The 25,538-nt window shown below is 69.5% G+C and carries 20 protein-coding genes; 8 read left to right on the top strand and 12 right to left on the bottom strand.

The genetic code is table 11. The annotated features are described in order from the left end of the window. Positions 1-20: 20 nt before the first annotated feature. On the bottom strand, positions 21-356 hold the full coding sequence (gene clpS, locus LY625_RS01645; protein WP_233737260.1) for an ATP-dependent Clp protease adapter ClpS: 336 nt from the start codon (positions 354-356) through the stop codon (positions 21-23). Positions 357-458: 102 nt separating this feature from the next. On the opposite strand from clpS, the gene LY625_RS01640 reads away from it, so the two are divergent. The 3 genes from LY625_RS01640 to LY625_RS01630 are packed head-to-tail and all read left to right on the top strand — an operon-like array spanning position 459 to position 2,702. After that, positions 459-935: an NUDIX hydrolase gene (locus tag LY625_RS01640; RefSeq protein WP_233737259.1), complete on the top strand. Its 477-nt coding sequence runs from the start codon at positions 459-461 to the stop codon at positions 933-935. Positions 936-937: 2 nt separating this feature from the next. Continuing rightward, positions 938-2,056 carry a tRNA 2-thiouridine(34) synthase MnmA gene (gene mnmA / locus LY625_RS01635; RefSeq protein WP_233737258.1) on the top strand — a complete coding sequence of 373 codons (1,119 nt, stop codon included), beginning with the start codon at positions 938-940 and terminating at the stop codon, positions 2,054-2,056. A 13-nt stretch (positions 2,057-2,069) separates the two neighbouring features. Then, positions 2,070-2,702, top strand: a complete 633-nt coding sequence (locus tag LY625_RS01630; RefSeq protein ID WP_233737257.1) for a lysogenization regulator HflD — start codon at positions 2,070-2,072, stop codon at positions 2,700-2,702. Here LY625_RS01630 and LY625_RS01625 read toward each other — a convergent pair. From LY625_RS01625 to LY625_RS01610, 4 genes are all read right to left on the bottom strand, one after another. Further along, positions 2,699-4,543 (bottom strand): ABC transporter ATP-binding protein, encoded by a 1,845-nt coding sequence (locus LY625_RS01625; RefSeq protein WP_233737256.1) that lies wholly within the window; start codon positions 4,541-4,543, stop codon positions 2,699-2,701. The genes LY625_RS01630 and LY625_RS01625 overlap by 4 nt on opposite strands. 128 nt (positions 4,544-4,671) lie before the next feature. Beyond that, on the bottom strand, positions 4,672-7,263 hold the full coding sequence (gene acnB / locus LY625_RS01620; RefSeq protein WP_233737255.1) for a bifunctional aconitate hydratase 2/2-methylisocitrate dehydratase: 2,592 nt from the start codon (positions 7,261-7,263) through the stop codon (positions 4,672-4,674). Between the two features lie 44 nt (positions 7,264-7,307). Then, complete coding sequence (locus tag LY625_RS01615) at positions 7,308-7,736, bottom strand: type II toxin-antitoxin system VapC family toxin (protein WP_233737254.1); 429 nt, start codon at positions 7,734-7,736, stop codon at positions 7,308-7,310. A 14-nt stretch (positions 7,737-7,750) separates the two neighbouring features. Continuing rightward, a complete protein-coding gene (locus tag LY625_RS01610) occupies positions 7,751-7,996 on the bottom strand; it encodes an AbrB/MazE/SpoVT family DNA-binding domain-containing protein (protein WP_132984752.1) in 246 nt (81 codons plus the stop codon). Positions 7,997-8,163: 167 nt separating this feature from the next. Between LY625_RS01610 and acnA the strand changes: the two genes are divergently transcribed. Then, the gene (gene acnA / locus LY625_RS01605) at positions 8,164-10,926 is read left to right on the top strand and encodes an aconitate hydratase AcnA (RefSeq protein WP_233737253.1); all 2,763 of its coding nucleotides are present in this window, start codon (positions 8,164-8,166) and stop codon (positions 10,924-10,926) included. Positions 10,927-11,029: 103 nt separating this feature from the next. Here acnA and LY625_RS01600 read toward each other — a convergent pair whose 3' ends face one another. From LY625_RS01600 to LY625_RS01585, 4 genes are read right to left on the bottom strand one after another with little or no spacing between them, the layout of a single operon-like run. Beyond that, positions 11,030-12,088 (bottom strand): serine hydrolase domain-containing protein, encoded by a 1,059-nt coding sequence (locus LY625_RS01600; protein ID WP_233737252.1) that lies wholly within the window; start codon positions 12,086-12,088, stop codon positions 11,030-11,032. A 23-nt stretch (positions 12,089-12,111) separates the two neighbouring features. Further along, the gene (locus LY625_RS01595; RefSeq protein ID WP_233737251.1) at positions 12,112-13,716 is read right to left on the bottom strand and encodes a serine hydrolase domain-containing protein; all 1,605 of its coding nucleotides are present in this window, start codon (positions 13,714-13,716) and stop codon (positions 12,112-12,114) included. Continuing rightward, positions 13,713-14,903 carry a dipeptidase gene (locus LY625_RS01590; protein WP_233737250.1) on the bottom strand — a complete coding sequence of 397 codons (1,191 nt, stop codon included), beginning with the start codon at positions 14,901-14,903 and terminating at the stop codon, positions 13,713-13,715. Before LY625_RS01590 ends, LY625_RS01595 begins: the two co-directional genes overlap by 4 nt. Positions 14,904-14,916: 13 nt before the next feature. Beyond that, on the bottom strand, positions 14,917-16,281 hold the full coding sequence (locus LY625_RS01585; RefSeq protein ID WP_233737557.1) for a transglutaminase-like domain-containing protein: 1,365 nt from the start codon (positions 16,279-16,281) through the stop codon (positions 14,917-14,919). Between the two features lie 333 nt (positions 16,282-16,614). Here LY625_RS01585 and LY625_RS01580 point away from each other — a divergent pair, with 333 nt between their 5' ends. The 4 genes from LY625_RS01580 (at position 16,615) to LY625_RS01565 (ending at position 21,814) form a co-directional block, all read left to right on the top strand. Continuing rightward, positions 16,615-18,051, top strand: a complete 1,437-nt coding sequence (locus LY625_RS01580; protein WP_233737249.1) for an SH3 domain-containing protein — start codon at positions 16,615-16,617, stop codon at positions 18,049-18,051. Between the two features lie 7 nt (positions 18,052-18,058). Then, a complete protein-coding gene (locus LY625_RS01575) occupies positions 18,059-19,153 on the top strand; it encodes a dipeptide epimerase (RefSeq protein WP_233737248.1) in 1,095 nt (364 codons plus the stop codon). Between the two features lie 13 nt (positions 19,154-19,166). Then, positions 19,167-20,015, top strand: coding sequence for a MurR/RpiR family transcriptional regulator (locus LY625_RS01570; protein WP_233737247.1), 849 nt, complete (start codon positions 19,167-19,169; stop codon positions 20,013-20,015). Between the two features lie 110 nt (positions 20,016-20,125). Beyond that, the gene (locus LY625_RS01565) at positions 20,126-21,814 is read left to right on the top strand and encodes a long-chain fatty acid--CoA ligase (protein ID WP_233737246.1); all 1,689 of its coding nucleotides are present in this window, start codon (positions 20,126-20,128) and stop codon (positions 21,812-21,814) included. Positions 21,815-21,844: 30 nt separating this feature from the next. On the opposite strand, the gene lysS is transcribed toward LY625_RS01565, so the two are convergent. The 3 genes from lysS to LY625_RS01550 all read right to left on the bottom strand — a co-directional run bounded on the left by lysS (position 21,845) and on the right by LY625_RS01550 (position 25,534). Continuing rightward, positions 21,845-23,371 (bottom strand): lysine--tRNA ligase, encoded by a 1,527-nt coding sequence (lysS, locus tag LY625_RS01560; protein WP_233737245.1) that lies wholly within the window; start codon positions 23,369-23,371, stop codon positions 21,845-21,847. Between the two features lie 69 nt (positions 23,372-23,440). Continuing rightward, positions 23,441-24,569 (bottom strand): peptide chain release factor 2 gene (gene prfB / locus LY625_RS01555; RefSeq protein WP_233737244.1). Its coding sequence is split into 2 segments (ribosomal slippage): positions 23,441-24,493 and positions 24,495-24,569, totalling 1,128 coding nucleotides; the frame shifts between segments, so codons are not numbered across the junction. A 71-nt stretch (positions 24,570-24,640) separates the two neighbouring features. Beyond that, the gene (locus LY625_RS01550) at positions 24,641-25,534 is read right to left on the bottom strand and encodes a LytTR family DNA-binding domain-containing protein (RefSeq protein ID WP_233737243.1); all 894 of its coding nucleotides are present in this window, start codon (positions 25,532-25,534) and stop codon (positions 24,641-24,643) included. Positions 25,535-25,538: the final 4 nt, after the last annotated feature.

Here is a 25,538-nt window from a genome sequence, read left to right as displayed (position 1 = left end):
GGGTTGCTGCGTGGCGCCGGTCAGGCCCTCTCCATGGTGCACAGGAGCGGGTGCTGGTTGAGTCGGGCGTACTCGTTGACCTGCGCCACCTTCGATTCGGCCACCTCCCGCGTGAATACCCCGCAAACGGCGCGGCCGCGGGTGTGCACGTGGAGCATGACCTGGGTCGCCTTCTCGGCGGTCATCGGGAAGAAGCGCAGCAGCACCTCGACCACGAAGTCCATCGGGGTGTAGTCGTCGTTGAGCAGGATCACCGAGTACATCGGCGGGGGCTGCAGTTTCGGCCGGTCGACCTCGACCGCGACGCCGTGGCCGTGGTCATGGTCGCGCTGGGGGTCGTGCGGGTGGTTCGGCATGGGCCGGATTATAGGCGGCGGGCCGGCCGCGGTGATGGACGCGACCGGTCCCGGCTCGGCAGAATGGGTGTTTGCCGATTCGCGGCGAGGACGAGTCCACACGTGAGCTACCGCCAGGGCCGGTTCTGGCAGCCGGACGTCACCGTGGCCACCGTGGTGGTGCGCGACGGCCAGCTGTTGATGGTCGAGGAGATCGTGCACGGCCGGCAGGTGCTGAACCAGCCGGCGGGCCACCTGGAGCCCGACGAAAGCCTGATGGAGGCCGCGATCCGCGAGGCACTCGAGGAGACCGGCTGGGACGTCCGCCTCACCGCCTTCCTCGGCGCCTACCAGTGGACCTCGCCCGCCCTGCCCGAGCGTCCCGCCCGCCATTACCTGCGCTTCGGCTTCATCGGCGAGCCCACCCACCACGATCCGGCGCGGCCGCTGGACAGCGGCATCGTGCGCGCGCTCTGGCTGAGCCCGGACCAGCTGCGCGAACGCGCGGGCGAGCACCGCAGCCCGCTGGTTTGGGAAGTCGTGGCCGATTACCTGGCGGGCCGCCGGCAGCCGCTGGAACTGCTGCGGCAGGTCGACTGAGGATGGCCGGGGCACCCTCCACCATCGTCGGCGTGTCCGGTGGGGTCGATTCGTCGGTGGCCGCGCTGCTGCTGAAGCGGGCCGGCGAACCGGTCGAAGCGCTGTTCATGCAGAACTGGGCCGACGACGGCAGCGGCGACTGCCGCGCCGAGGACGACCGCCGCGACGCGGTCGCGGTCTGTGGCCTGCTCGGACTGCGCCTGCACTTCCGTGACTTTTCCCGCGAGTACTGGGACGGCGTGTTCGAGCACTTCCTGGCCGAGTACGCGGCCGGGCGCACGCCGAACCCGGACGTGCTGTGCAACCGCGAGATCAAGTTCCGCCATTTCCTCGACGCCGCGCACGCCCTGGGGGCCGGGGCGATCGCCACCGGGCACTACGCCCGCATCGACCGGGTCGACGGCAAGTACCGCCTGTTGCGTGCGCTGGACGCGGCCAAGGACCAGAGCTATTTCCTCCACCAGCTGGGCCAGCAGCAGCTGGCCGCGACCCGCTTCCCGCTGGGTGGGCTGGTCAAGGACGAGGTCCGCGCCATCGCCCGCCAGGCCGGCCTGCCGACCGCGGCGAAGAAGGATTCCACCGGCATCTGCTTCATCGGCGAGCGCGACTTCCGCGAGTTCCTGGGCCGCTACCTGCCGGCCCGGCCCGGTCCGATCCACACCCCCGCGGGCGAGCCGGTCGGCGAGCACCCGGGCGTGTTCCATTTCACCCTCGGCCAGCGCGGCGGGTTGGAGATCGGCGGCCGCCGCGGCTTCCGCCCGGAACCGTGGTACGTGGTCGGCAAGGACGTGCGCTCGAACATCCTCTACGTCGACCAGGGACACGACTCGCCTTGGCTGCAGTCGACCACGCTGCGCTCGGAACCGGCACACTGGGTGGCCGGGGCACCCCCGGGCACCCGCTTCACCTGCACCGCCCAGACCCGCTACCGCCAGCGTGACCAGGCCTGCGAGGTCCGGGTCGATGGCGACGGCAGCCTGCTGGTCCGCTTCGACCGGCCGCAGCGCGCCGTCACCCCTGGCCAGTCGGTGGTGCTGTACGACGCCGAAGAATGCCTCGGGGGCGCCGTGATCGCCGGCACCGATGCCCCGCTCGAACGACGCCTGACAGACAATGCCTGACCCACGGATCCGAATGACTGCCACCGACGCCCCGCTCCGCAACGACCCGATCACCGCCCGTGTGCTGGCGCTTGCCGGCCTGGTCCAGGCCCTGGCCCAGGTGCGCCGGGTCGCCGATACCGGCCAGGCCGAGGAGTCGATCCTGGCCACCGCGATGGACTCGGTGTTCCGGATCGACGCCGAGTCGGTCGCCGCGGTCTATGGCGGCACCGCGGCGCTCCGCCCCGGCCTGCAGCTGCTGCGCGACTATTTCGCCGGGAACGCACGCGACGGGCAGCTGCCGAAGCTGGCGTTCTCGGTGATGCAGCTCGAGCGCCGCTTCTCCGGCGAGCCGCAGGTGGTCGCCAGGGTCCAGGCCGGCATCCGCGGCTGTGCCGCGGCGGCGGCGCGCGACGGCAGTTCCAACCCCGACGTGCTCGCGGCCATGGGTGCACTGTATTCCGACACCCTCAGCAGCCTGCGTCCGCGGATCCTGATCCAAGGCAACCCGCACTACCTGGCCCAGTCGGCGGTGGTCTCCGAAGTCCGCGCGGTGCTGCTGGCCGCGATCAGGTCGGCGACCCTGTGGCGTCAGGTGGGCGGCGGCACGCTGGACTTCTTCCTGCGCCGGCGGCAGATGACCGCCGCGGTCGACGCCCTGCTCTAGCCGTCAGGCCCGCCGGTGTCGATGAAGCCGCCGGACTGGTGCCGCCACAGCCGGGCATAGAGGCCGCCGGCGGCCACCAGTTCCGCGTGCGTGCCCTGCTCCACGATCCGCCCCTGGTCCATCACCACCAGCCGGTCCATCGCGGCGATGGTCGACAGGCGGTGGGCGATCGCGATCACCGTCTTGCCCTCCATCAGCCGGGCCAGGTTCTCCTGGATGACGGCCTCCACCTCGGAGTCCAGGGCCGAGGTCGCCTCGTCCAGCACCAGGATCGGCGCGTCCTTGAGCAATACCCGGGCGATGGCGATGCGCTGGCGCTGGCCACCGGACAGCTTGACCCCGCGCTCGCCGACGTGGGTCTGGTAGCCCCGACGGCCCTGCGCGTCGTCCAGGCCGGCGATGAAGCCGTCCGCCCGCGCCTGCCCAGCCGCCTCGAGCATCTGCGCCTCGCTGGCGTCCGGCCGGCCGTAGAGCAGGTTCTCGCGCACCGAACGGTGCAGCAGCGAGGTGTCCTGGGTGACCATGCCGATCTGCGCGCGCAATGAATCCTGCTGCACGCCGGCGATGTCGATGCCGTCGAGGGTGATCCGCCCGCGCTCGACGTCGTGGAAGCGCAGCAGCAGGTTCACCAGCGTCGACTTGCCCGCGCCCGAGGGCCCGACCAGGCCGATCTTCTCGCCCGAGCGGATGTGCAGGTCCAGGCCCTCGATGACGCCACTGCCGCGGCCATAGTGGAAGCTCACGCCTTCGAAGCGGATCTCCCCGCGGACCCGGGGCAGTTCCGGTGCGCCGGGCGCGTCGTCGACCGTCGGCGGCAGCGAGATCGAGTTGATGCCGTCCTGCACGGTGCCGATGTTCTCGAACAGCGAGGACAGCTCCCACATGATCCACTGCGACATGCCCAGCAGCCGCAGGGCGAAGGCGATCGCGACCGCCAGCGCGCCGGTGCTGGCCGAGCCGCCCAGCCACAGCCAGATGCCCAGCGCGGTCACGCTGGCCAGCAGCAACATGTTCAACGCGTAGTTGAGCACGTTCACCCAGCTCACCAGGCGCATCTGCCGGTGCACGGTGACCAGGAATCCGTCCATCGCCTCGCGTGCGTAGGCCTGCTCGCGGCTGGAGTGGGAGAACAGCTTGACCGTGGCGATGTTGGTGTAGCTGTCGACGATCCGGCCGGTCATGGTCGAGCGCGCGTCGGCCTGTTCCTGTGCCACGCGCTGCAGGCGCGGGATGAAGAACCACATCAGCAGCGCGTAGCCCGCCAGCCAGCCCAGGAACGGCAGCATCAGCCGCCAGTCCGCCGCGGCCGCGACCACCACCACCGCGCCGGCGAAGTACACCAGCACGTAGTTGCCCACGTCGAGCAGCTTGATGACCGTCTCGCGCACCGCCAGCGAGGTCTGCATCAGCTTGGTGGCGATGCGCCCGGCGAACTCGTCCTGGAAGTAGCCCATCGACTGCCGCAGCAGGTAGCGGTGGACGTTCCAGCGGATCCGCATCGGGTAGTTGCCGAGCAGGGTCTGGTGCATCAGCAGGGAGTTGAGCAGCACCAGCAGCGGGAGCACCAGCAGCACCAGGGCCGCCATCCAGGCCAGTTGCGTGCCCTCCGCTGCCAGGAAACCGGCCGGGTCGGCCTCGCCCAGCCGGTCCACCAGCGAGCCGACGTAGGCGTACAGCGAGACCTCCGCCACGGCGATCGCCGTGGTGAACAGCGCCATCCAGCCCAGCCACTTCCACGCGCCCCGGGTGTAGTGGCGGCAGAAGGCCCACAGGCCGGCGGGCGGCTGCCTGGGCGGCTCCGGCGGGAAGGGGTCCAGGCGGCGTTCGAACCAGCGGAACATGGGAATCGGGAGGCGTCCTGCGCCGCGGGGTGGCGGGCCGTCATTGTGCCAGCGCCCGTGGCGTTGCCGTTTGCCCGAAAAGCGAAGCCCCGGACGATGCCGGGGCTTCGCGTTGCAACCGTGGCCGGTCAGACCGTCTCGGCGGCCTCTTCGACCTGGTACTCCTCGATGCGGTCGAAGTTCATGTAACGGTAGATCTGCTGGCCGTCGGCGTTCACCACGCCCATGTCGGCCAGGTACTCTTCCCGGGTCGGGATCCGGCCCAGGCGCGAGCAGATCGCCGCCAGCTCCGCCGAGCCCAGGTACACGTTGGAGTTGCGGCCCAGGCGGTTGGGGAAGTTGCGGGTGGAGGTCGACATCACCGTGGCGCCCTCGCGCACCTGGGCCTGGTTGCCCATGCACAGCGAGCAGCCGGGCATCTCCAGGCGCGCACCGGCGGTGCCGAAGGTGCCGTAGTGGCCTTCCCTGGTCAGCTCGGCGGCGTCCATCCTGGTCGGCGGCGCGACCCACAGGCGCGTGGGGATGTCGCGCTTGCCTTCCAGCAGCCTGGCGGCGGCGCGGAAGTGGCCGATGTTGGTCATGCACGAGCCGATGAAGACCTCGTCGATCGTGTCGCCGGCGACGTCGGACAGGGTCTTGGCGTCGTCCGGGTCGTTCGGGCAGCACACGATCGGCTCGACGATCCCGTCCAGGTCGATCTCGATGACCGCCGCGTACTCGGCGTCGGCGTCGGGCTCCAGCAGCTGCGGGTCGGCCAGCCACTGCTCCATCTTGTCGATGCGGCGCTGGAGGGTGCGCGCGTCGGAGTAGCCTTGGGCGATCATCCACTTCAGCAGCGTGACGTTGCTGGTGAGGTATTCGATGATCGGCGCCTGGTCCAGGCGCACGGTGCAGGCGGCAGCGGAACGCTCGGCGGAAGCGTCGGCCAGCTCGAAGGCCTGTTCGATCTTCAGGTCCGGCAGGCCCTCGATCTCGAGGATGCGGCCGGAGAAGATGTTCTTCTTGCCCTGCTTGGCGACCGTCAGCAGGCCGGCCTTGATCGCGTACAGCGGAATGGCGTGCACGAGGTCGCGCAGGGTCACGCCCGGCTGCATCCGGCCCTTGAAGCGCACCAGCACCGACTCGGGCATGTCCAGCGGCATCACGCCGGTGGCGGCCGCGAAGGCGACCAGGCCGGAGCCGGCCGGGAAGGAAATGCCGATCGGGAAACGGGTGTGGCTGTCGCCGCCGGTGCCCACGGTGTCGGGCAGCAGCATGCGGTTGAGCCAGCTGTGGATGATGCCGTCGCCCGGGCGCAGCGAGACGCCGCCGCGGGTGGAGATGAACTCCGGCAGGGTGTGGTGGGTCTTCACGTCCACCGGCTTGGGATAGGCGGCGGTGTGGCAGAAGGACTGCATCACCAGGTCGGAGGAGAAGCCCAGGCAGGCCAGGTCCTTCAGCTCGTCGCGGGTCATCGGGCCGGTGGTGTCCTGCGAGCCCACGGTGGTCATCTTCGGCTCGCAGTAGGTGCCCGGGCGCACGCCCTGCCCTTCCGGCAGGCCGCAGGCGCGGCCAACCATCTTCTGCGCCAGGGTGAAGCCCTTGCCGGTATCGGCCGGCACCGCCGACTGCCGGAAGAGATCCGCGGCCGGCAGGCCCAGCGACTCGCGCGCACGCGCGGTCAGGCCGCGGCCGATGATCAGCGGGATGCGCCCGCCCGCGCGCACCTCGTCGAACAGCACGTCGGACTTGAGCCCGAATTCGGCGATCACTTCGCCGTCCTTGAGCGCCTTGCCCTCGTACGGGCGCAGCTCGACGACGTCGCCGTGCGCCATCCGCGAGACGTCCAGTTCGATCGGCAGCGCGCCGGCGTCCTCCATGGTGTTGTAGAAGATCGGCGCGATCTTGCCGCCCAGGCACACGCCACCGGCGCGCTTGTTGGGAATGTAGGGAATGTCGTCGCCGGTCCACCACAGCACGCTGTTGGTGGCCGACTTGCGGCTGGAGCCGGTGCCGACCACGTCGCCGACGTAGGCGACCAGGTGGCCCTTCTCCTTCAGCCGGAGAATCTCGCCGATCGGGCCGCGCTTGCCGTCTTCCTCGGGCACGAACGGCGCGTCCGGGCGCTGGTTCTTGAGCATCGCCAGCGCGTGCATCGGGATGTCGGGGCGGGTGGTGGCGTCGGGGGCCGGCGACAGGTCGTCGGTGTTGGTCTCGCCCGGCACCTTGAACACGGTGATGGTCATCGACTCCGGCACTTCCGGCCGGTCGGTGAACCATTCCGCGTCGGCCCAGCTCTGCATCACTGCCTTTGCATTGGCGTTGCCGGCGCGGGCCTTCTCCTCCACGTCGTGGAAGGCGTCGAACACCAGCAGGGTCTTCTTCAGTCCGTCGGCGGCGAGGGCGCCGAGCGCGGCGTCATCCAGCAGCTCGACCAGTGGCGCGACGTTGTAGCCGCCGAGCATCGTCCCCAGCAGCACGGTGGCGCGCTCGCGGCTGACCAGCGCGTTGGCCTCGCTGCCGAAGGCCAGCGCGGCCAGGTACGAAGCCTTGACCTTGGCGGCGTCGTCCACACCGGCCGGAACGCGGTGGACGAGCAGATCCAGCAGGAACTGCTCCTCGCCGGCGGGCGGTGCCTTGAGCAGCTCGATGAGCGCGGCGGTCTGCTGCGCGTCCAGGGGGAGCGCGGGAATGCCGAGCGCGGCGCGTTCGGCCACGTGGTGGCGATAGGCTTCCAACATGGGGGTCTCCGGAAGTGAAGCGGTGGAAAGGACGCGTGTCCTGGTCAAGCGGTCCTGGGCACGATGACCTTCAGGCCCTTGAAGTAGTCGCGGAAGAAACCCGCGTCGCGGGTGATCAGCGCCGCGCACTGCAGCAGCGCATGGGCGCCGACGATGAAGTCCGGCCCGGTTCGCGGCGAAGGCTGTCCGCCCTGCCCGGCCGCGCGCCGGCGCTGGTTGAAGCGGCGCTGCATCTCGCCGGCGCGGATCGCCGAGCGGCGTTCGACGGGCAGGTAGCGCATGCCCATCTCCTCGACCACGTCCATGATGTCGGTGCCGTGGCCGAGTCCGGCGGTGATCTCGCTGACCACCACGTCGCACAGCACCACCGGGCCCTGGGCCAGCGCATCGCGCACGCACTGCTCGGCGGCGTCGGCCATGCCGGCATCGTCGCCCAGCAGGTCGATCAGGATGGAGGTGTCGATCGCGATCATCCGGGCCGTGCCGCTCAGGGATCGACCGGGTCGCCGGGTGCGCGTCCGCGCAGCTCGCGCATGACGTCGTCGGTGCTCACGCCCTCGGGCAGCTTGAAGCGGCCGCGGGCGCGCGAGATCGCGTCGTCCACGTTCTTGCGCAGGATGATGCGCCCGCCCTCCAACTCGACCTTGAGCAGCGTGCCCTTGGTCAGGCCCAGGGCATCGCGCACGGCCTTGGGCAGGGTGATCTGCCCGCGCTCGGCGACGGTGGCTTCCATGGCGCCCTCCTGCCCGTGCGAGCATGGCATGAGTGAGTATGTGGGCATGATACGTACCTTGAAATACATACTCAAGGCCGCATACCTGAATACCCAACGCTTACACATTCATACGTAGACTGGTGGGCCTGTCACGCCCGCCACGCCATCCCACAAGGAGCCCAGCCATGGCCGATTCCTTCTCCACCCGCGACCACCTCCAGGTCAACGGCAAGACCTATGCCTACGCGAGCCTGCCGAAGCTGGCCCAGCGCTTTGAAATCAGTCACCTGCCCTACTCCATGAAGATCCTGCTGGAGAACCTGCTGCGGCACGAGGACGGGGTGAGCGTGCTGCCCGCGCATATCGAGGCGGTCGCGAAGTGGGATCCGAGGGCCGCCCCCGCCACCGAGATCGCCTTCATGCCGGCTCGGGTGGTGTTGCAGGACTTCACCGGCGTGCCCTGCGTGGTGGACCTGGCGGCCATGCGCGACGCGGTCAGCCGGCTGGGCGGCAAGCCCGGCCAGATCAACCCGCAGATCCCGTCCGAGCTGGTGATCGACCATTCGGTGCAGGTCGACGTGTTCGGCCGGCCCGACGCACTGGACCTCAACGGCAAGATCGAGTTCGAGCGCAACGCCGAGCGCTACAGTTTCCTGCGCTGGGGCCAGAGCGCGCTGGAAAACTTCAAGGTGGTCCCGCCCAACACCGGCATCGTCCACCAGGTGAACCTGGAGAACCTGGCCCGGGTGGTCATGGAGCAGGAGGTCGACGGCCAGCTGATGGCCTACCCGGACACCGTGTTCGGGACCGACAGCCACACCACCATGATCAACGGCATCGGCGTGCTCGGCTGGGGCGTGGGCGGCATCGAGGCCGAGGCCGCGATGCTCGGCGAGCCGTCCTCGATGCTGATCCCGCAGGTGGTCGGCTTCAGGCTGACCGGCAAGCTGCCCGAAGGCGCCACCGCCACCGACCTGGTGCTGACCGTCACCCAGATGCTCCGCGAGCATGGCGTGGTCGGCAAGTTCGTCGAGTTCTACGGCGACGGCCTGCAGCACCTGCCGCTGGCCGACCGCGCCACCATCGGCAACATGTCGCCCGAGTACGGCGCGACCTGCGGCATCTTCCCGATCGACTCCGAGGCCCTGCGCTACCTGCGCCTGTCGGGTCGCAGCGAGGAGCAGATCGCATTGGTGGAGGCGTACGCGAAGGCCCAGGGCCTGTGGCACGAACCCGGCCAGCCGGAGGCGGAGTACTCGGCCACCCTGGAACTGGACATGGGCACGGTGAAGCCTTCGATGGCCGGCCCGAAGCGCCCGCAGGACCGCGTGCTGCTGGAGGACGTGCAGGAGAACTTCCGCGAGAACGTCGTGCCGCTGGTCGCCAGGCGCACCGAGGCGCACGAGCGCGCGATCCAGCGTTTCGAGAAGGAAGGCGGCGGCCAGCCGCAGGCCGACCGCCTCGCCGCCAAGCCGGTGCGCTCGCGCATCAACATCAATGACCAGGAAGTCGAGCTCAAGGACGGTTCGGTGGTCATCGCCGCCATCACCTCCTGTACCAACACCTCCAACCCGGCGGTGATGCTCGGCGCCGGCCTGCTGGCGCGCAATGCCGCCGCGCGTGGGCTGAAGGCGGCGCCGTGGGTCAAGACCTCGCTCGGGCCGGGCTCGCGGGTGGTCACCGACTACCTGCACAAGGCCGGCGTGATGGACGACCTGGAGAAGCTGGGCTTCTTCGTCGTCGGCTATGGCTGCACCACCTGCATCGGCAACTCCGGTCCACTGCCGGAAGCGGTATCGAACGGCATCGCCGAGAACGACCTGGCGGTGGCCTCGGTGCTTTCGGGCAACCGCAACTTCGAGGGCCGCATCCACGCCGAGGTCAAGATGAACTATCTGGCCTCGCCGCCGCTGGTGGTGGCCTACGCGATCGCCGGCACCGTCGACATCGACCTGACCCGCGAGCCGCTGGGCCAGGACCAGGACGGCAAGGACGTGTACCTGCGCGATATCTGGCCGAGCAACAAGGAGATCGGCGACACCATCGCCGCCACCGTCGGGCCCGAGCTGTTCGCGCAGAACTACGCCGACGTGTTCAAGGGCGATACCCGCTGGAACACCATCGACGCCCCGACCGGCGAATCCTTCCAGTGGGACGCGGACTCGACCTACATCAAGAACCCGCCCTACTTCGAAGGCATGACGATGGAGGTCGGCACCATCGACGATGTCGTCGGGGCGCGGGTGATGGCGCTGCTGGGCGACTCCATCACCACCGACCACATCTCCCCGGCCGGTGCGATCAAGAAGGACTCCCCGGCGGGCCGCTACCTGCAGGGCCGCGGCGTGCAGCCGGCGGACTTCAACAGCTACGGCAGCCGCCGCGGCAACGACGACGTCATGGTCCGCGGCACCTTCGCCAACATCCGCATCCGCAACCGGATGCTCGACGGGGTCGAAGGCGGCTACACGAAGTACTTCGGCCGCCAGGGCGGCGACGGCGAGCAGATGGCGATCTACGACGCGGCCATGAAGTACAAGGCCGACGGCGTGCCGCTGGTGGTGATCGCCGGCCAGGAATACGGCACCGGCTCCTCGCGTGACTGGGCGGCCAAGGGCACCAACCTGCTGGGCGTCAAGGCAGTGGTCGCCGAGAGTTTCGAGCGCATCCACCGTTCCAACCTGGTCGGCATGGGCGTGCTGCCGCTGCAGTTCATGGAAGGTGAAAGCGCCGCGACCCATGGGCTGGACGGCACGGAAACGATCGACGTGACCGGGCTGGACGACGGCAGTTCGAAGACCGCCACGGTCACCGCCCGCAAGCCCGACGGCAGCGAGGCCCGGTTCCAGGTCCACGTGATGCTGCTGACCCCCAAGGAGGTCGAGTACTTCCGCAACGGCGGCATCCTGCACTACGTGCTGCGCAAGCTGGCGCGCAAGGCCGCCTGAGGCGGCCGCGAGGCAGGAGGAAAAGGCGGCTCCGGCCGCCTTTTCCGTTGCCGGCCCCCCGCTTCCCCCGGCCCGGCTTCGGCCTGCCGGGTGCCGCGACCGGTCAGTCGCGGTAGAGATCCGCGATCCGCAATGCCAGCCGGTAGGGCTCGGGCGCGTTGCGGTTGGTCAGCACCACGACCGTCAGGTGCTCGTCCGGCCAGCGCACCAGCACGTTGCGGAAGCCGATCGTCTCGCCGGAGTGCCAGAGGCTGTCGCCGGTGATGCGCCAGCCCATGCCGTAGGCGACGTCCGGCTCGTCGCTGGCCACCGCCGGGGCGAAGGCCAGCCGGCGCGAGGCATCCGACAGCAGCCGGTCGTCATACAGGGCCGCATCCCAGCGTGCGAGGTCGTCGATCGAGGAGTAGATGCCGCCATCGCCCAGCACCGCGCTGGTGGGGCTCTGGTCGGTGCGCCGCCACCCTCCATCCGAGGCGGTGTGGCCGTAGGCCCGCTCGGTGACGGCGGGGCCGCCGGCCACGTAGGCGAGCGTGGCGTCCATTCCCAGCGGGGCGAAGATGCGCTCGCGCAGGAAGTCGGGATAGGCGCGCCCCGATGCCTTTTCCACCACCAGCGCCAGCAGGGCGTAGGCGCTGTTGCTGTAACGGTAGGCGGAGCCCGGTTCGAAGTAGGTCCGGTCCTGCCCCTCCAGGATCGACAGCACGTCGGCATCGCGGAGCTGGCGCTCCAGCCCCCCGGGCATGACGTCCTCGTAGTCGACCAGGCCCGAGGTATGGGTCAGCAGGTGGCGCAGGGTGACCGGCTGCGCGCTCGCCGGCAGGCCGGGAAGCCAGGCGCGCACCGGGTCGTCCAGCCCCAGCCGCCCGTCCTCGGCCAGCAGCAGGACCGCGGCGGCGGTGAACTGCTTGCTGACCGACGCCAGCCGGTAGTTGGTCGTCGGCGTCGCCGCAGTGCCGTGTTCCAGGTCGGCCAGGCCATAGGCCGCGCTTACCACCGGCTGGCCGTTGCGCAGGACGAGTACCGAGGCGCCCGGTACCTCCCCGGTGTACGGCGCCATCAGGCGGTCGAGGCGGGTATCCGCTCCGGACGGGGTGGTGGCGCAGCTGGCCAGGGCCAGGGTGCACAACACGACGGTCGGCAGGAAAAGGCGCGGCAGGCGCATGCGATGGCTCCTGTTGGGACGGATCAGTCGGGTTTGCAGCCACCCGCGCGGGTGAACGCGAGGTCCTCGTAGTCGTAGCTGAAGTCGGCCTGCGGGTCGACCTTGGCCATGCGCAGGGTCGGTGGCGCCTCGCTGGCATCGAGCGAGATCCACGCTTCGGCATCGACGCTGTCGGCATCCCAGTCGACCAGCCGCCCTCCGGCCACCTCCATCACCACGCCTGCCAGCCGCGGAGACTTGGCGGACTGGAAACGGACCGTGTTCCCGTCCGGGCACAGCCGCACCTCGCCGAACCACGGGTCGCGCCAGTGGCCCAGCCATCCGGCCATCGCCTCCGGCGTCGCCGGTTGCCGGGCCGACACGTCCGGCGCCGGCTGCTGCGCAGCTGTGGTCCCGCGCTCTGGCGACAATTCCGCGATGTAGTCGCCGGCCTCGCGTCCTGCCCCGGCACCGGCCAGGTAATCCAGCAATACCTGGTCGAGCACGGTGCGCGCGGCGGCGCCGCTGCCGTTGATCAGCACCACGAAGCCGGCATTGCGCTCGGGCAGCAGGTGCAGCACCGAATACATCCCGCCCAGCGTCCCGGTATGCGAGACGCTGGCCAGGCCATGCGCATCGGCCAGGCGCCAGCCGTAGCCGTAGGCCCGCAGGTGGGTGTTGCGCCAGAGGCGGTCGCGGTCGCCGACCGGCAGTGGCGTGTGCGCGGTCCACATGGCCTCGCGCTGCGCGTGCGACAGCCAGCCGGGGGCGCTTTCCGGCCGCAGCCAGGCCAGGGCCCAGGTAAGCATGTCCTCGACGCTGCAGCGGATCCCGCCGGCGGCGGCCGAGGTGATCGCCGGCACGGTGGACGGATCCAGCGCGTAGGCGACGTGGCGCCCCTCCTGGCGCATGTGCGGTTGCGCGATGTCGCCCACTGCATCGCGGTCGAATTCGCCGACCTGGCAGCGTGACAGCCCGAGCGGCTCGAACACCTCGCGCCTGACCAGCGCCTCGTAGCCGTCACCGCCGGCGGCGGCAGCAACCTCGCCAGCCACCACGTACAGCAGGTTGTCGTAGGCATAGCCGGAGCGGAAGCTGCGCTCGGGCTTCAGGTGGGCGAGGCCGTTGATGATGTCGGCACGGCCGAAGTCGTTCGGCTCGGGCCACAGCATCAGGTCGCCGGCACCCTCGGGCAGTCCGCTGTTGTGGATCAACAGGTCGCGCACCTGCATGTGCGCGGTGACCCAGGGGTCGTGCATCCGGAACTGCGGCAGGTGCCGGGTGACCGGGTCGTCCCAGGCCAGCTTGCCGGCGTCCACCAGCCGGGCCAGCAAGCTGGCGGTCATCGCCTTGCTGTTGGAGGCGATCTTGAACAGCGTCGCAGGCGTGACCGGCTGGCCCGAGTCCACCACCCGCTCGCCGGAGGTATGGACGTGGGTGATCCTGCCGTCCTCGATCACGCCAACGGCGATCCCGGGCAATGCGTAGTGGTCCACCACCGCCCCGATCTGGCGATCGAGCCACGCGGCATCGCGGATCTCCGCCTCCGCTTCCGTCGCGGCCGGCGCTGCATCTACGGCGACAAGCGCGGCTGCCGGGGACGCCAGGGCGGCGGCGAGCGCGAGCAGCGTGGCCCGTGCCGCGTTCATCCGTTGGAGCCGTCCGCGCGGGCCAGGACTTCGCCCCACACCCGCAGGAGGTTGCCGCTCCACAGCTTCCCGATGTCGGCCTCGCTGAAGCCGCGCTCGCGCAGTGCCGCGGTCACGTTGGGCGTCTCGGAAGCATCCATCCAGCCGGTGATCCCGCCGCCGCCGTCGAAGTCCGACGCCAGCCCAACGTGGTCGATGCCCGCCACCGAAACCACGTGCTCGACGTGGTCCATGAAGTCCTCCAGGCTGGCAGGCGGATAGTCGGCTTCGATCCGCGCCAGGCCTTCCTGGAAGGCCGGCAGGTCCTCATGCAGCTTGTAGTCGAACGCGGCGTCGCCTGCCTGGCGGGCAACGGCGTCCTTCAATGCCTGCTCGGCGGCCTCGCGCTCCGGGTCGGCGCGCAGGAAGTGGGTATAGGCGACAACCTGGACCACTCCCCCGGTCCCGGCGATCGCGCGCAGCAGTTCGTCGTTGAGGTTGCGCGGGTGCTGCACCAGCGCGTGCGCGCCCGAGTGGCTGGCGATCACCGGTGCCCGGGATGCCGCCACCGCGTCGCGGACGCACTGGTCGGAGGAATGCGAGACGTCGACCATCATCCCCAGCTGGTTGGCGCGCAGCACCAGCGAGCGCCCGAAACCGGACAGGCCGGCTCCCGCGGGCGCCTCGCCGGTGGCTTCATGGGGTGATGAGCTGGTGCAGACCGCGTTGTGGCCGACGTGGGTCAGGCCCAGGTAACGCGCCCCTCTTGCCCAGGCCGCGTCCAGCGCGCCCAGGCTGCGGCCGAGCGAATACGCGTTCTCGATGCCGATCGACGCCGAGAGCACGCCATCGGTGTGGTTGCGCCGGACCTCTGCGGGGGAACCCGCGTAGCGGATCCGATCCGGATAGCGGGCCAGCATCGCTTCGATGCCCTCGTAGCGCGCCTCCGCGGTTGCCTTGGCCGCGGCATAGCCCTCGGCGGTCAGCGGGCCCTGCTCGACATAGATGATGAAAAAGGCGGCGTCCAGCCCGCCGCGCTCCATCTTGCCCAGGTCGACCCGCAGTTCGGTGTCCTCGCCGGCATCGAAGCGCGGCTCCTGCATGTAGGTGCGGGGAATGTCGACGTGTGTGTCCAGGGTCAGCGGTTCGGCCGCCCACCCCGTCATCGGCAGTGCGAGCGCAAGCGCCGCGGCAAGTGTCCTGCTCATTCGTGCTCCGGTATCAGTCGGACGTGGCCGGCAGCAGCCGGGCGTCGAAGTCGTAGTCCCATTGATCGTAATAGAGGTTCCCGCCGCTCCACTCGACCTCGCCGCGCTGGGAGTCCACGGTGTCGGAGCGGAAGAACTGCTTGTGCGGGTACAGCGGCGTGCCCTGGTCGTCGTTGAAGACGATGCGGTAGGCATCCAGGCCACCGAGGTAGAACCATTCCAGCGCTTCTTCGTCCGACGCCAGGCGCCCGGTGGTCACGTCCATCGGCACCCAGCCGTACGGGGCCAGGTACAGCCAGCCCCAGTCGTGCAGGTTCCAGTACTCCCCGTCGCCCCCGGCACCATCGGAGTACACCATCCCGGACTGCCAGCGCGCCGGGATGCCATTCATGCGCAGCAGGGTCATCAGCAGCAGGGTCTGCTGGCCGCAGTCGGCGTGCCCGGTATGCAGGGCGTGGGCGCTGATGTTGGAGATGGTCGAGTACTCGCGTGCACCCGCCCAGGGGATCCGGTCGACCGCCTCGAACAGCTTGCTGGCAATGCGGTAGGGCCGGGTCTCCGACCCCACCACCTGGCGCGAGAACGCGCGCAGCTCCGGGGTGAACACGATGTGCGGCGGCTGCTCGGCGAGGAACGGGGCCAGCTCGTCGCTTGCCGGGGCCGGGACGACGGCGTCGGGGTCGATCGGGAAGTAGCGGGCATACAGGGTGAGCTCGTACTCCACCGAGAACCGCGTCGGCTCCCCGGCGCGGGCGGGCTGCTCCATGTAGGCCGTGCGCTGCCCGGTGCCGGCCGGCGCCACCACCGCCTGCGCCGGCGTGCTGGCCAGCAGTGTCACCGCTTCCTGTTGGCCTTCGATCTCGCGCGGGAACGGGATCCAGGCCCTCAGGACCTCGCCGGCCGGCACTGCGTCGGCGTCGACGCTCAGCGCCTGCCGGACCCGCACCCTGCGCGGCAGGACGCTGGTGCTGCCGCTCGCCCGGGCGGCGTCGACCACCTCGGCATGATGCGGATGCAGCGATTCCATCGGGCCCTCGCTGAAGGGCCGCGGCTCGGCGCGGCGCGCGGCGGCCTCGTCGCTGAGCCGGAACAGGTTCGGGACCGAACGCTTGAAATAGCGCCGCTGGCCGTCGATCTCCCTGTGCTCGAGCTGCCCCCCGGCGGTCCAGCGCTGGAACTCGTCGGCACGTAGGTCCGGGATGTAGCGGCGCAGCTGCTCGCGGGCGGCGGCGTCATCGAGGGTGAAGTCCAGCAGGATCCGGCGCATCCGCTCACGCTCGAACAGCAGGGCCTGGCGCGTGGCATGGTCCGTCGCCCCACTGGCGAGGGCGGCGGCGATGCGCGCTTCCGCGCCCTGGAAGTCCCCGGAATCCACCATCGCGACCACCGCGTCCAGCGGCGCGGTGGCCCGCGCCGCTTCGCCCGGGTCCGGCGCCTGGGCGACGACCGGCAAGGCGAAGCCGGCCACCAGCAGCAACGCGGCCCCGGTGATGATCGATGCAGTCTTTCCCGCTCCCCTGCTGCCCACCCGCGGACCTCCTTCAACGGTGACTGGCGGGAGGTGTTTAGCATGGCCGCCAAACCCGGTCAATAATTTATTCTTGACGGAATACCTCGCGAAATGATGTATTCCATTCCCCGGCCCGCAAGACCGATGCCCCCGGGCAGCGGCGACAATGGCGGTCCGACGCCGTCTGGAGGTGGAACCAACATGCGATTGTCCCTGCTGGCCCTCGCGCTGGGTGGCGCGCTCGTGCTCGCCGTTCCCGGTGCCGCGGCACGTGACCACAACCCCACGCCGGTCGGCACGCTGGTGCTGCCCGAACTGGGCGTGGCCGACGTCCACCTGGAGCCGGGCTACTGGGCCGCCCAGCTTGCCGATCCCGCCGCCGAGCTCGTCCCCCGGTCCGGCATCGAGGCGCAGAACGCCCGCCTGTTCGAGCAGGACCCGTCGATGCACCGCCTGGACCGGCTGCCTGCCGCCCTTCCGGGCGAGCAGGTCCGTGGCCTGGTGGAGCGGTTGGCTGCGTTCCCGCCGGACATCGAGCGCTGGGATGTCGAAGGCAATCCGGTCCCCGCCTCCACCTTCGATGCCCTGCGCGGGGAGCTGGCGCTCGATGCGCTCGCCGGCCAGGTCCCGCTGCGCTTCGGCCTGGTGGTGCACCGCGCCGACCTGCGCGCCCTGCCCACCGCCGAACGGATGTTCAGCCGCCCCGGCGATACCGACATCGACCGGCTGCAGGAGAGCGCGCTGTTCCCGGGCACCCCGGTGGCCGTGGCGCATGCCAGTGCAGGTGGCGACTGGCTGTTCGTGATCAGCCCGCGCTACGCGGCGTGGATCCGGGCCGACGCGGTCGCCACCGGCACGCGCGAAGACGTCCTGGCGTACGCCGCCGCCACGCCCTACCGGATCATCACCGGCGGCGTGGAGCACACCGTGTTCACCCGCGAGGAGCCGCGGGTGTCGAAGCTGCAACTGGACATGGGACTGAAGCTGCCGCTCGAACAGGACCTGCCGCCCGGGCCGGTCAACGGACAGCACCCCTACACCGCCCACGTGCTGCGCATGCCGGTGCGCGGGCCTGACGGCAGCCTGTCGTTCGCCCCTGCCCTGCTGCCGAAGCGGGCGGACTCCAGCCCGGACTACCTGCCGCTTACCGCCGGCAACATCATCGACCAGGGATTCAGGTTCCTCGGCGAGCGCTACGGCTGGGGCCACGCCTATGGCACCCGCGACTGCAGCGGCTTCGTTTCCGAGGTCTACCGCAGCATGGGCCTGCAGCTGCCGCGCAACACCAGCGCCCAGGCGGTCAGCCCGGCGCTGGAGCACTGGCGCTTCGGCGAGGAGCACGACCGCGCCGCGCGCCTGGCGGCGGTCGCCGAACTGCAGGTTGGCGACCTGGTCTACATCCCGGGCCACGTGTTGATGGTCATCGGCCATGTCGACGGCGAGCCGTGGGTGATCCACGACATCCACGGCGGCAGCCATGTCGACGCGTCGGGCAATGCGCACACGTTGATGCTCAATGGGGTCTCGGTCACCCCGCTTGCGCTGCGCATCGGCCCGGACCGCGACTACCTCGACCGCATGACCAGCATCGTCCGCCCGGCGGGCGCACTACCGGCCCGACCGGCCGCAGGACACTGACACCCAGATGAAGATCACCGAAATCAGCTTCGGCATGCTGCGCGTGCCGCTGAAGACCCCGTTCAAGACCGCGCTGCGCACCGTCGAGCGCGTCGAGGACATCGTGGTGATGGTGCATACCGACACCGGCCACGTCGGCTACGGCGAGGCACCGGCCACCGCGGTGATCACCGGCGATACGCACGGCTCGATCGTCGACGCGATCCGCCACTACATCGCTCCGCGGCTGATCGGCGAGGAGATCGCCGACCTCAACCGCATCACCCGGCTGGTCCAGACCTCGCTGGAGAAGAACTCCAGCGCCAAGGCGGCGGTGGAGATCGCGGTATACGACCTGTTCGGCCAGCTCTACGGGGCGCCGCTCTACCGCATGCTCGGCGGCGGCGACCCGGTGGTGACCACCGACCTGACCATCAGCGTCGACACCATCGACAAGATGGTCGCCGACTCCATCGATGCGGTGGAGCGTGGCTACGACTCGCTGAAGATCAAGGTCGGCAAGGACATCGGCGTCGACATCGAGCGGGTGCGCGCGGTCTATGCCGCGGTGGAGAACCGCGCCCTGCTCCGCCTGGATGCCAACCAGGGCTGGACCGCCAAGGAGGCGGTGCACGCGATCCGCTCGCTGGAGGAGGCCGGGGTGCGGCTGGACCTGGTGGAGCAGCCGGTCAGGGCGCGCGACCTGGAGGGGATGCGCTACGTCACCGCACGCGTGCACACGCCGATCATGGCCGACGAGAGTGTGTTCGGTCCGATGGAAGTCATCGAGATCATCCGCATGCGCGCGGCCGACATCATCAACATCAAGCTGATGAAGACCGGGGGCATCTCCAACGCCATCCGGATCGCCGAAATTTCCGCCCTGCACGGCGTGGAGTGCATGATCGGCTGCATGCTCGAGACCAGCATCAGCGTCGCCGCGGCGGTCCACCTCGCGGTCGCCAAGGCCGACGCCATCACCCGGGTCGACCTGGACGGCCCCTCGCTGTGCGCGGGCAACCCGGTCGACGGCGGGGTGGTGTTCAACGAGTCGGAGATCTCGATCACCGATGCCCCCGGCCTCGGGATCGGGGCGATCCACGGCCTGGAGATGATCGCTTGAGGGCGCCCCGGCGGTGAGCGCGCTGCTGCGGATCCGCGCCGAGCGCGACCGGATGTCGGCAATCGAGCGCCGGATCGCCGACTTCGTGCTCGAGAATGCGCAACTGCTGCGGGACTACTCGTCCCAGCAACTGGCCAACGCGCTGGGGATCAGCCAGTCCAGCGTGGTCAAGTTCTGCCAGAAGCTGGGGTTCAAGGGCTACCCGGACCTGAAGTACTCGATCGGCGAGGCGATGGCCCGCCACGACGATGGCGAAGGCGACGGCACGCAGCCCGATGGCGGTGACGGGACCGACGATCCATCCGCCGACCTGTGGCGCTGCAAGACCGCCGCCTTCGAGGAAACCGGCGCGATCAACGGCACCGAAGAGCTGGCTGCGGTCGCGGCGGCGATCGAGGCCACCGATGGCCGCGGCAAGGTGTTCCTGATCGGCCTGGGCGAAGACGACATCCACGCCCGCGGCCTGGCCCTGCGGCTGTCGATGCTGGGCATCCTCGCCGTCCACAATTTCGATCCGGCGCACATGGCCGCCAGTGTCTCGGCCGCGCGCGCCGGCGATGTCATGGTGCTGTTCTCCGAGCACGGCCGCCCGCCCGCGCTGTGCCACCTGGCACGGCTGTTCCGCGAACGCGGCGGCACCGTGGCCACGGTCACCCGCCACACCTCGAATCCGCTGCGCGCGCACGCCGACCTGGCGTTGCTGGTCGCCGCGCACGACGACCGCCCGCACGTGGAGCCCCTGCTCTACCGCTCGGCGGTCCAGCACCTGATGGACCGGGTCTACCTGCGCCTGTGCCAGGGAACGCGGGAGGCGCGGCTGCTGGAGAACCTCGAGCACCTGCAGCCGATGATCGACCCCTGAGGCCTTCTTGCCAGCCCCGGGGCCCTGTGCTCCAATCGATCGGTATGCCGTGTGGTTGCCACGGGCGTCGCGCCGGCACTGCAAGGCCATGATCCAGATGGGGAAAGAACATGAGCATTGAGCGACCCTGGCTTGCCCGGTACCCGGCAGGCGTGCCCGAGCAGATCGACGTCAACGAGTTCTCCTCGGTGGTCGGGGTCCTGGAGGCCGCCATCGGGCAGTACCGCGACCGCCCGGCGTTCTCCAGCTTCGGCAAGGTCCTCACCTACGGCGAGATCGACACGCTGAGCCGCCAGTTCGCAGCCTACCTGCTGTGCGAGCTCAAGCTGCGGAAGGGCGACCGGGTGGCGGTCATGATGCCCAACTGCCTGCAGAACCCGATCGCCATCTTCGGCACGCTGCGCGCCGGCCTCACGGTGGTCAACACCAACCCGCTGTACACCGCGCGCGAACTGCGCCACCAGCTGGAGGACTCGGGCGCCAAGGTGCTGGTGGTGGTCGACAACTTCGGCGACACCGCGCAGAAGGCGATCGACGGCACCGCCGTCCAGAAGGTCATCACCACGGGCCTGGGCGACATGCTCTCGCCGGTCAAGGGGGCGCTGGTCAACTTCGTGCTGCGGCACGTGAAAAAGATGGTGCCGGACTACCACCTGCCGGGCGCGACGCGCTTCCGTGACGCGCTCAAGGCCGGCGCCGGGCACGCGCTGCCGCAGATCCGCATCGACCACCAGGACATCGCCTTCCTGCAGTACACCGGCGGCACCACCGGAGTGGCCAAGGGCGCGATGCTCAGCCACCGCAACATGGTCGCGAACATGCAGCAGGCATCGGCCTGGGTGTCGGCCAACCTGCAGCCAGGCAAGGAAGTGATCATCACCGCGCTGCCGCTGTACCACATCTTCGCGCTGACCGCGAACTGCCTGGTCTTCATGAAGTTCGGCGGCCTCAACCACCTGATCACCAACCCGCGTGACATGCCGGGCTTCGTCAAGGAGCTCAGGGGCGTGCGCTTCACCGCCATCACCGGCGTGAACACCCTGTTCAACGGCCTGCTCAACACCCCGGGTTTCGACCAGCTGGACTTCTCCGCCCTGCGCCTGACCCTGGGGGGCGGCATGGCGGTCCAGCGGTCGGTCGCCGAGCGCTGGAAGAAGGTCACCGGCTGCACCCTGGTGGAGGCCTACGGTTTGACCGAGACCTCGCCGGCCGCCTGCATCAACCCGATCGACCTGAAGGAATACAACGGCTCGATCGGCTTGCCGATCCCCTCCACCGATGCCGGGATCCGCGGCGAGGACGGCCGCTTCCTGCCCGCCGGCGAGGTGGGCGAGCTGTGCGTCCGCGGCCCGCAGGTGATGGAGGGCTACTGGCAGCGCCCCGAAGAGACCGCCAAGACCCTCGATGCCGAAGGCTGGCTGCGCACCGGCGACATGGCGCGGATGGACGAGAACGGCTTCTTCTACATCGTCGACCGCAAGAAGGACATGATCCTGGTGTCCGGCTTCAACGTGTATCCGAACGAGGTCGAGGACGTCATCTCGATGATGCCGGGCGTGCTCGAGGCCGCCGCGATCGGCATCCCGGACGAGAATTCCGGCGAGGTCGTGAAGCTGGTGGTGGTCAGGAAGGACCCGGCCCTCACCGCCGAGCAGATCAAGGCCTACGCGAAGGAGAACCTGACCGGCTACAAGCGCCCGAAGGTCATCGAGTTCCGCGACGAACTGCCCAAGACCAACGTCGGCAAGATCCTTCGCCGGGAGCTTCGCGACGAACCGGCGGCCCCGCACCTCCGGTAGGAGGCCGCAGGCCGCACCCGGGTGGCCCGCTCAGCCGGCCGCGGGCCGCATGTAGGGGAACAGCAGTACGTCGCGGATCGAGGACGTGCCGGTCAGCATCATCACCAGCCGATCGATGCCCACGCCCAGGCCGCCGGTCGGCGGCAGGCCGACCTCCAGGGCGCGGATGTAGTCCTCGTCGTAGTGCATCGCCTCGTCGTCGCCGCCTTCCTTCGCATCGACCTGGGCGCGGAAGCGCGCGGCCTGTTCTTCCGGGTCGTTGAGCTCGGAGAAGCCGTTCGCCAGCTCCTTGCCGCCGATGAACAGTTCGAAACGGTCGGTGAACCCCGGGTTGGCATCGCTGGCGCGTGACAGCGGGCTGACCTCCACCGGGTGCTCGGTGATAAAGGTCGGCTGCACCAGCGTGTGCTCGACGGTCTCCTCGAACAGTTCCAGCAGCATCTTGCCCCAGCCGTGGCCGGACTTGACCTGGATGCCCAGCCGCCCGCAATGGCCGCGCATCGCCTCGACGTCGCGCAAATCCGCGGCGGCGATCTCCGGATTGTGCTCGAGCACCGCGTCGGCCATGGACCAGCGGCGGAACGCCGGCCCCAGGTCGATCTGCTGGCCGTCCCACTCCACCGTGGTGGTGCCCATCACCTGCGCCGCCACGTCGCGGATCATCGATTCGGTCAGGTCCATGACCTCGTCGTAGGCGACATAGGCCTCGTAGAGCTCGAGCATGGTGAACTCGGGGTTGTGCCGGGTCGACACGCCCTCGTTGCGGAAGTTGCGGTTGATTTCGTAAACCCGCTCCAGGCCACCGACCACCAGGCGCTTGAGGTAGAGCTCCGGGGCCACCCGCAGGTACAGCTCCAGGTCCAGCGCGTTGTGGTGGGTGACGAAGGGCCTGGCCGTCGCGCCGCCGGGAATGTAATGCATCATCGGCGTCTCGACCTCGAGGAAGTCGCGCCCGTCCAGCCACGCCCGCAGCGCCCGCACGATCGCGCTGCGCTTGACGAAGACCTCGCGCGCGTCCGGATTGACGATCAGGTCGACGTAGCGCTGGCGGTAACGCTGCTCGACATCGGCCAGGCCGTGGAACTTGTCGGGCAGTGGCCGCAGGGACTTGGTCAGCAGGCGCAGTTCCGCCACCCGCACCGACAGCTCCCCGGTCCGGGTGCGGGTCAGCACCCCGCGGGCGCCGATGATGTCGCCCACGTCCCAGCCCTTGAACGCGTCGTAGGTTTCACCCAGCGTGTTGGCCTGCAGGAACAGCTGGATGCGTCCGGACTGGTCCTGGACCTGCACGAAGCTGGCCTTGCCCATCACCCGCTTGAGCATGATCCGGCCGGCGACGGCGACCTCGTGCGCCTCGGCGTCGAGTGCCTCGGCAGTCCAGGCCTCCGCGTCCGAGTAGCGCTCCTGCAGCGCGCCGGCCAGGTCCCGGCGGCGGAAGTCGTTCGGGAAGGCGACGCCCTGCCCGCGCAATTCGCCGAGTTTCGCCCGCCGCTCGGCGATGAGCCGGCTCTCGTCGGGCTTCTTCTCGTCCTGGGGCGTCTGCGCGTCGTCGGTCATGTCGTCTTCGTGTAGGAGCGGCGTCGGCCGCGATCGCTGTTGCGGGGTCCGGGATCCGGTGTTCCAGGCTCAGGTGGCGTCGGCACGCTTGGCGCCGACCGCCAACCCGGCCTTCAGGCTGGCGGAGACGAACTCGTCGAGATCCCCGTCGAGCACGTTGTCGGTGTCGGAGCGCTCGATGCCGGTGCGCAGGTCCTTGATCCGGCTCTGGTCGAGCACGTAGTTGCGGATCTGGCTGCCCCAGCCGATGTCGGACTTGGTCTGCTCGACGGCGTGCTTCTCGGCGTTGCGCTTCTGCAACTCCAGCTCGTACAGCTTGGCCGCCAGCATCTTCATCGCCCGGTCGCGGTTGGCATGCTGGCTGCGCTCGGTCTGGCAGGCCACCACGGTGCCGGTCGGCACGTGGGTGATGCGCACCGCGGACTCGGTCTTGTTGACGTGCTGGCCGCCCGCCCCCGAGGAGCGGTAGACGTCGGTCTTCAGGTCGGCCGGGTTGATGTCGATCTCGATGCTGTCGTCGACCTCGGGGCTGACGAACACCGAGGTGAAGCTGGTGTGGCGCCGGTTGTCGGAGTCGAACGGCGACTTGCGCACCAGCCGGTGCACGCCGGTCTCGGTCTTCAGCCAGCCGTAGGCGAAGTCGCCCTCCACCCGGAAGGTGGCGGACTTGACGCCCGCAACGTCGCCGCCGGACACCTCCATCAGCTCGGCCTTCCAGCCGCGCGATTCGGCCCAGCGCAGGTACATGCGCAGCAGGATCTCCGCCCAGTCCTGGGCTTCGGTGCCGCCGGCGCCGGCCTGGATGTCGACGAACGCGGCCGCGTCGTCCATCTCGCCGGAGAACATGCGCTGGAACTCGAGCTCCTCGACCCGGCGCTCGTAACCGTCGACGTCCTCCGCCACTGCCTGGGCGGTGTCCTCGTCGTCTTCCATCTGCGCCAGCTCGAGCAGTTCGACCGCCCCGGACAGGCCCTCGACCAGTTCGCGGATGCCGTTGACCACCTTGTCCAGCGCGGCGCGCTCACGGCCCAGGGCCTGCGCGCGTGCCGCATCGTTCCACACGTCGGGGCTTTCCAGCTCCCGCTCTACTTCCTCCAGGCGCTCGCACTTGGAGTCGTAGTCAAAGATACCCCCTAAGCGCTTCCAGCCGGCCCTGCAGGTCGGCGATGCGCTGGCGGACGGGATTGAGTTCGAGCATGGTCGGACCGGTCGGGCGAAAGCCGGTTAGTTTAACACCGGGCCAGGGCTTTTCCGTCCGTGCGCCGGCGGCTACCGGCCGGCGCGCAAGGCATCGCGGTGGCGCCGGCTGCACGGAAGCACGTCGCCGCCGCGCATGTGCACCCGGGAATCGCCGCTGTCCAGCGGCTCGACCGACTCGACCTGGTCCAGCCTCACCATGAAGCTGCGGTGGATGCGCACGAACCGGTCCGGGTCCAGCTTCGCCTCGATCCCCGCCATCGTGCTGCGCAACGGATAGGTGCGGCCAGCCAGGTGCAGGTTGACGTAGTTGCCGGAAGCCTGGAGCCATTCGATGTCGTCGGAGGCAACGAGGAACTCGCGGCCCAGCTTGCGTACCAGGAACCGCTCGGGCCGCCCTGCCCGTTCGGCCGGCCGGACCGGGATGCCCGGATCCGGCCGGCCAAGCAGGTGGGCCTCGCCCTGCAAGCGCCGCCACAGCCAGCTGTAGCCGTGGGCGATGGACACGATCAGGGCGAAGGTGCGGACATCCTTGAGGTATTCGTACGGTAGCCCGACGCCCCAGTCGAAGCTGTAGCTGTCACCCATGAAGGCGTAGACCGCCATGCGCAGCAACACCATTCCGGCCACGTGCAGCAGCGACCAGGCGATGCTGGCGAGAAGGTAGAGCGGCAGGCGCCTGAGCCAGGTATCGGCGTGCAGGGGCTGGCGTTCGCACAGCCACAGCAGGGCCGGCACCAGGAGCAGCGACACCAGGGCGCTGCTGGACTCCCAGGTTGCCGCCTCCCAGGTTTCCAGCACCTGGCCATGGCGCCCGGCATCGATCAGGACGACCGTGGTGTTGGCTGCGGCGCTGGCGCCGAAAACCAGCACCCAGACCGCGATTTCGACCGGGAGGCGCCACGGCAGGTGCCGGTTCCAGAAATCCTTTCCCCGTTCGCCGGCATCCGCGTGGCTGTCATGCATCCGC

It is taken from the genome of Lysobacter sp. GX 14042, from assembly GCF_021390425.1.
GTDB lineage: Bacteria > Pseudomonadota > Gammaproteobacteria > Xanthomonadales > Xanthomonadaceae > Novilysobacter.
This window is presented reverse-complemented; position numbering and strand designations above follow the sequence as displayed.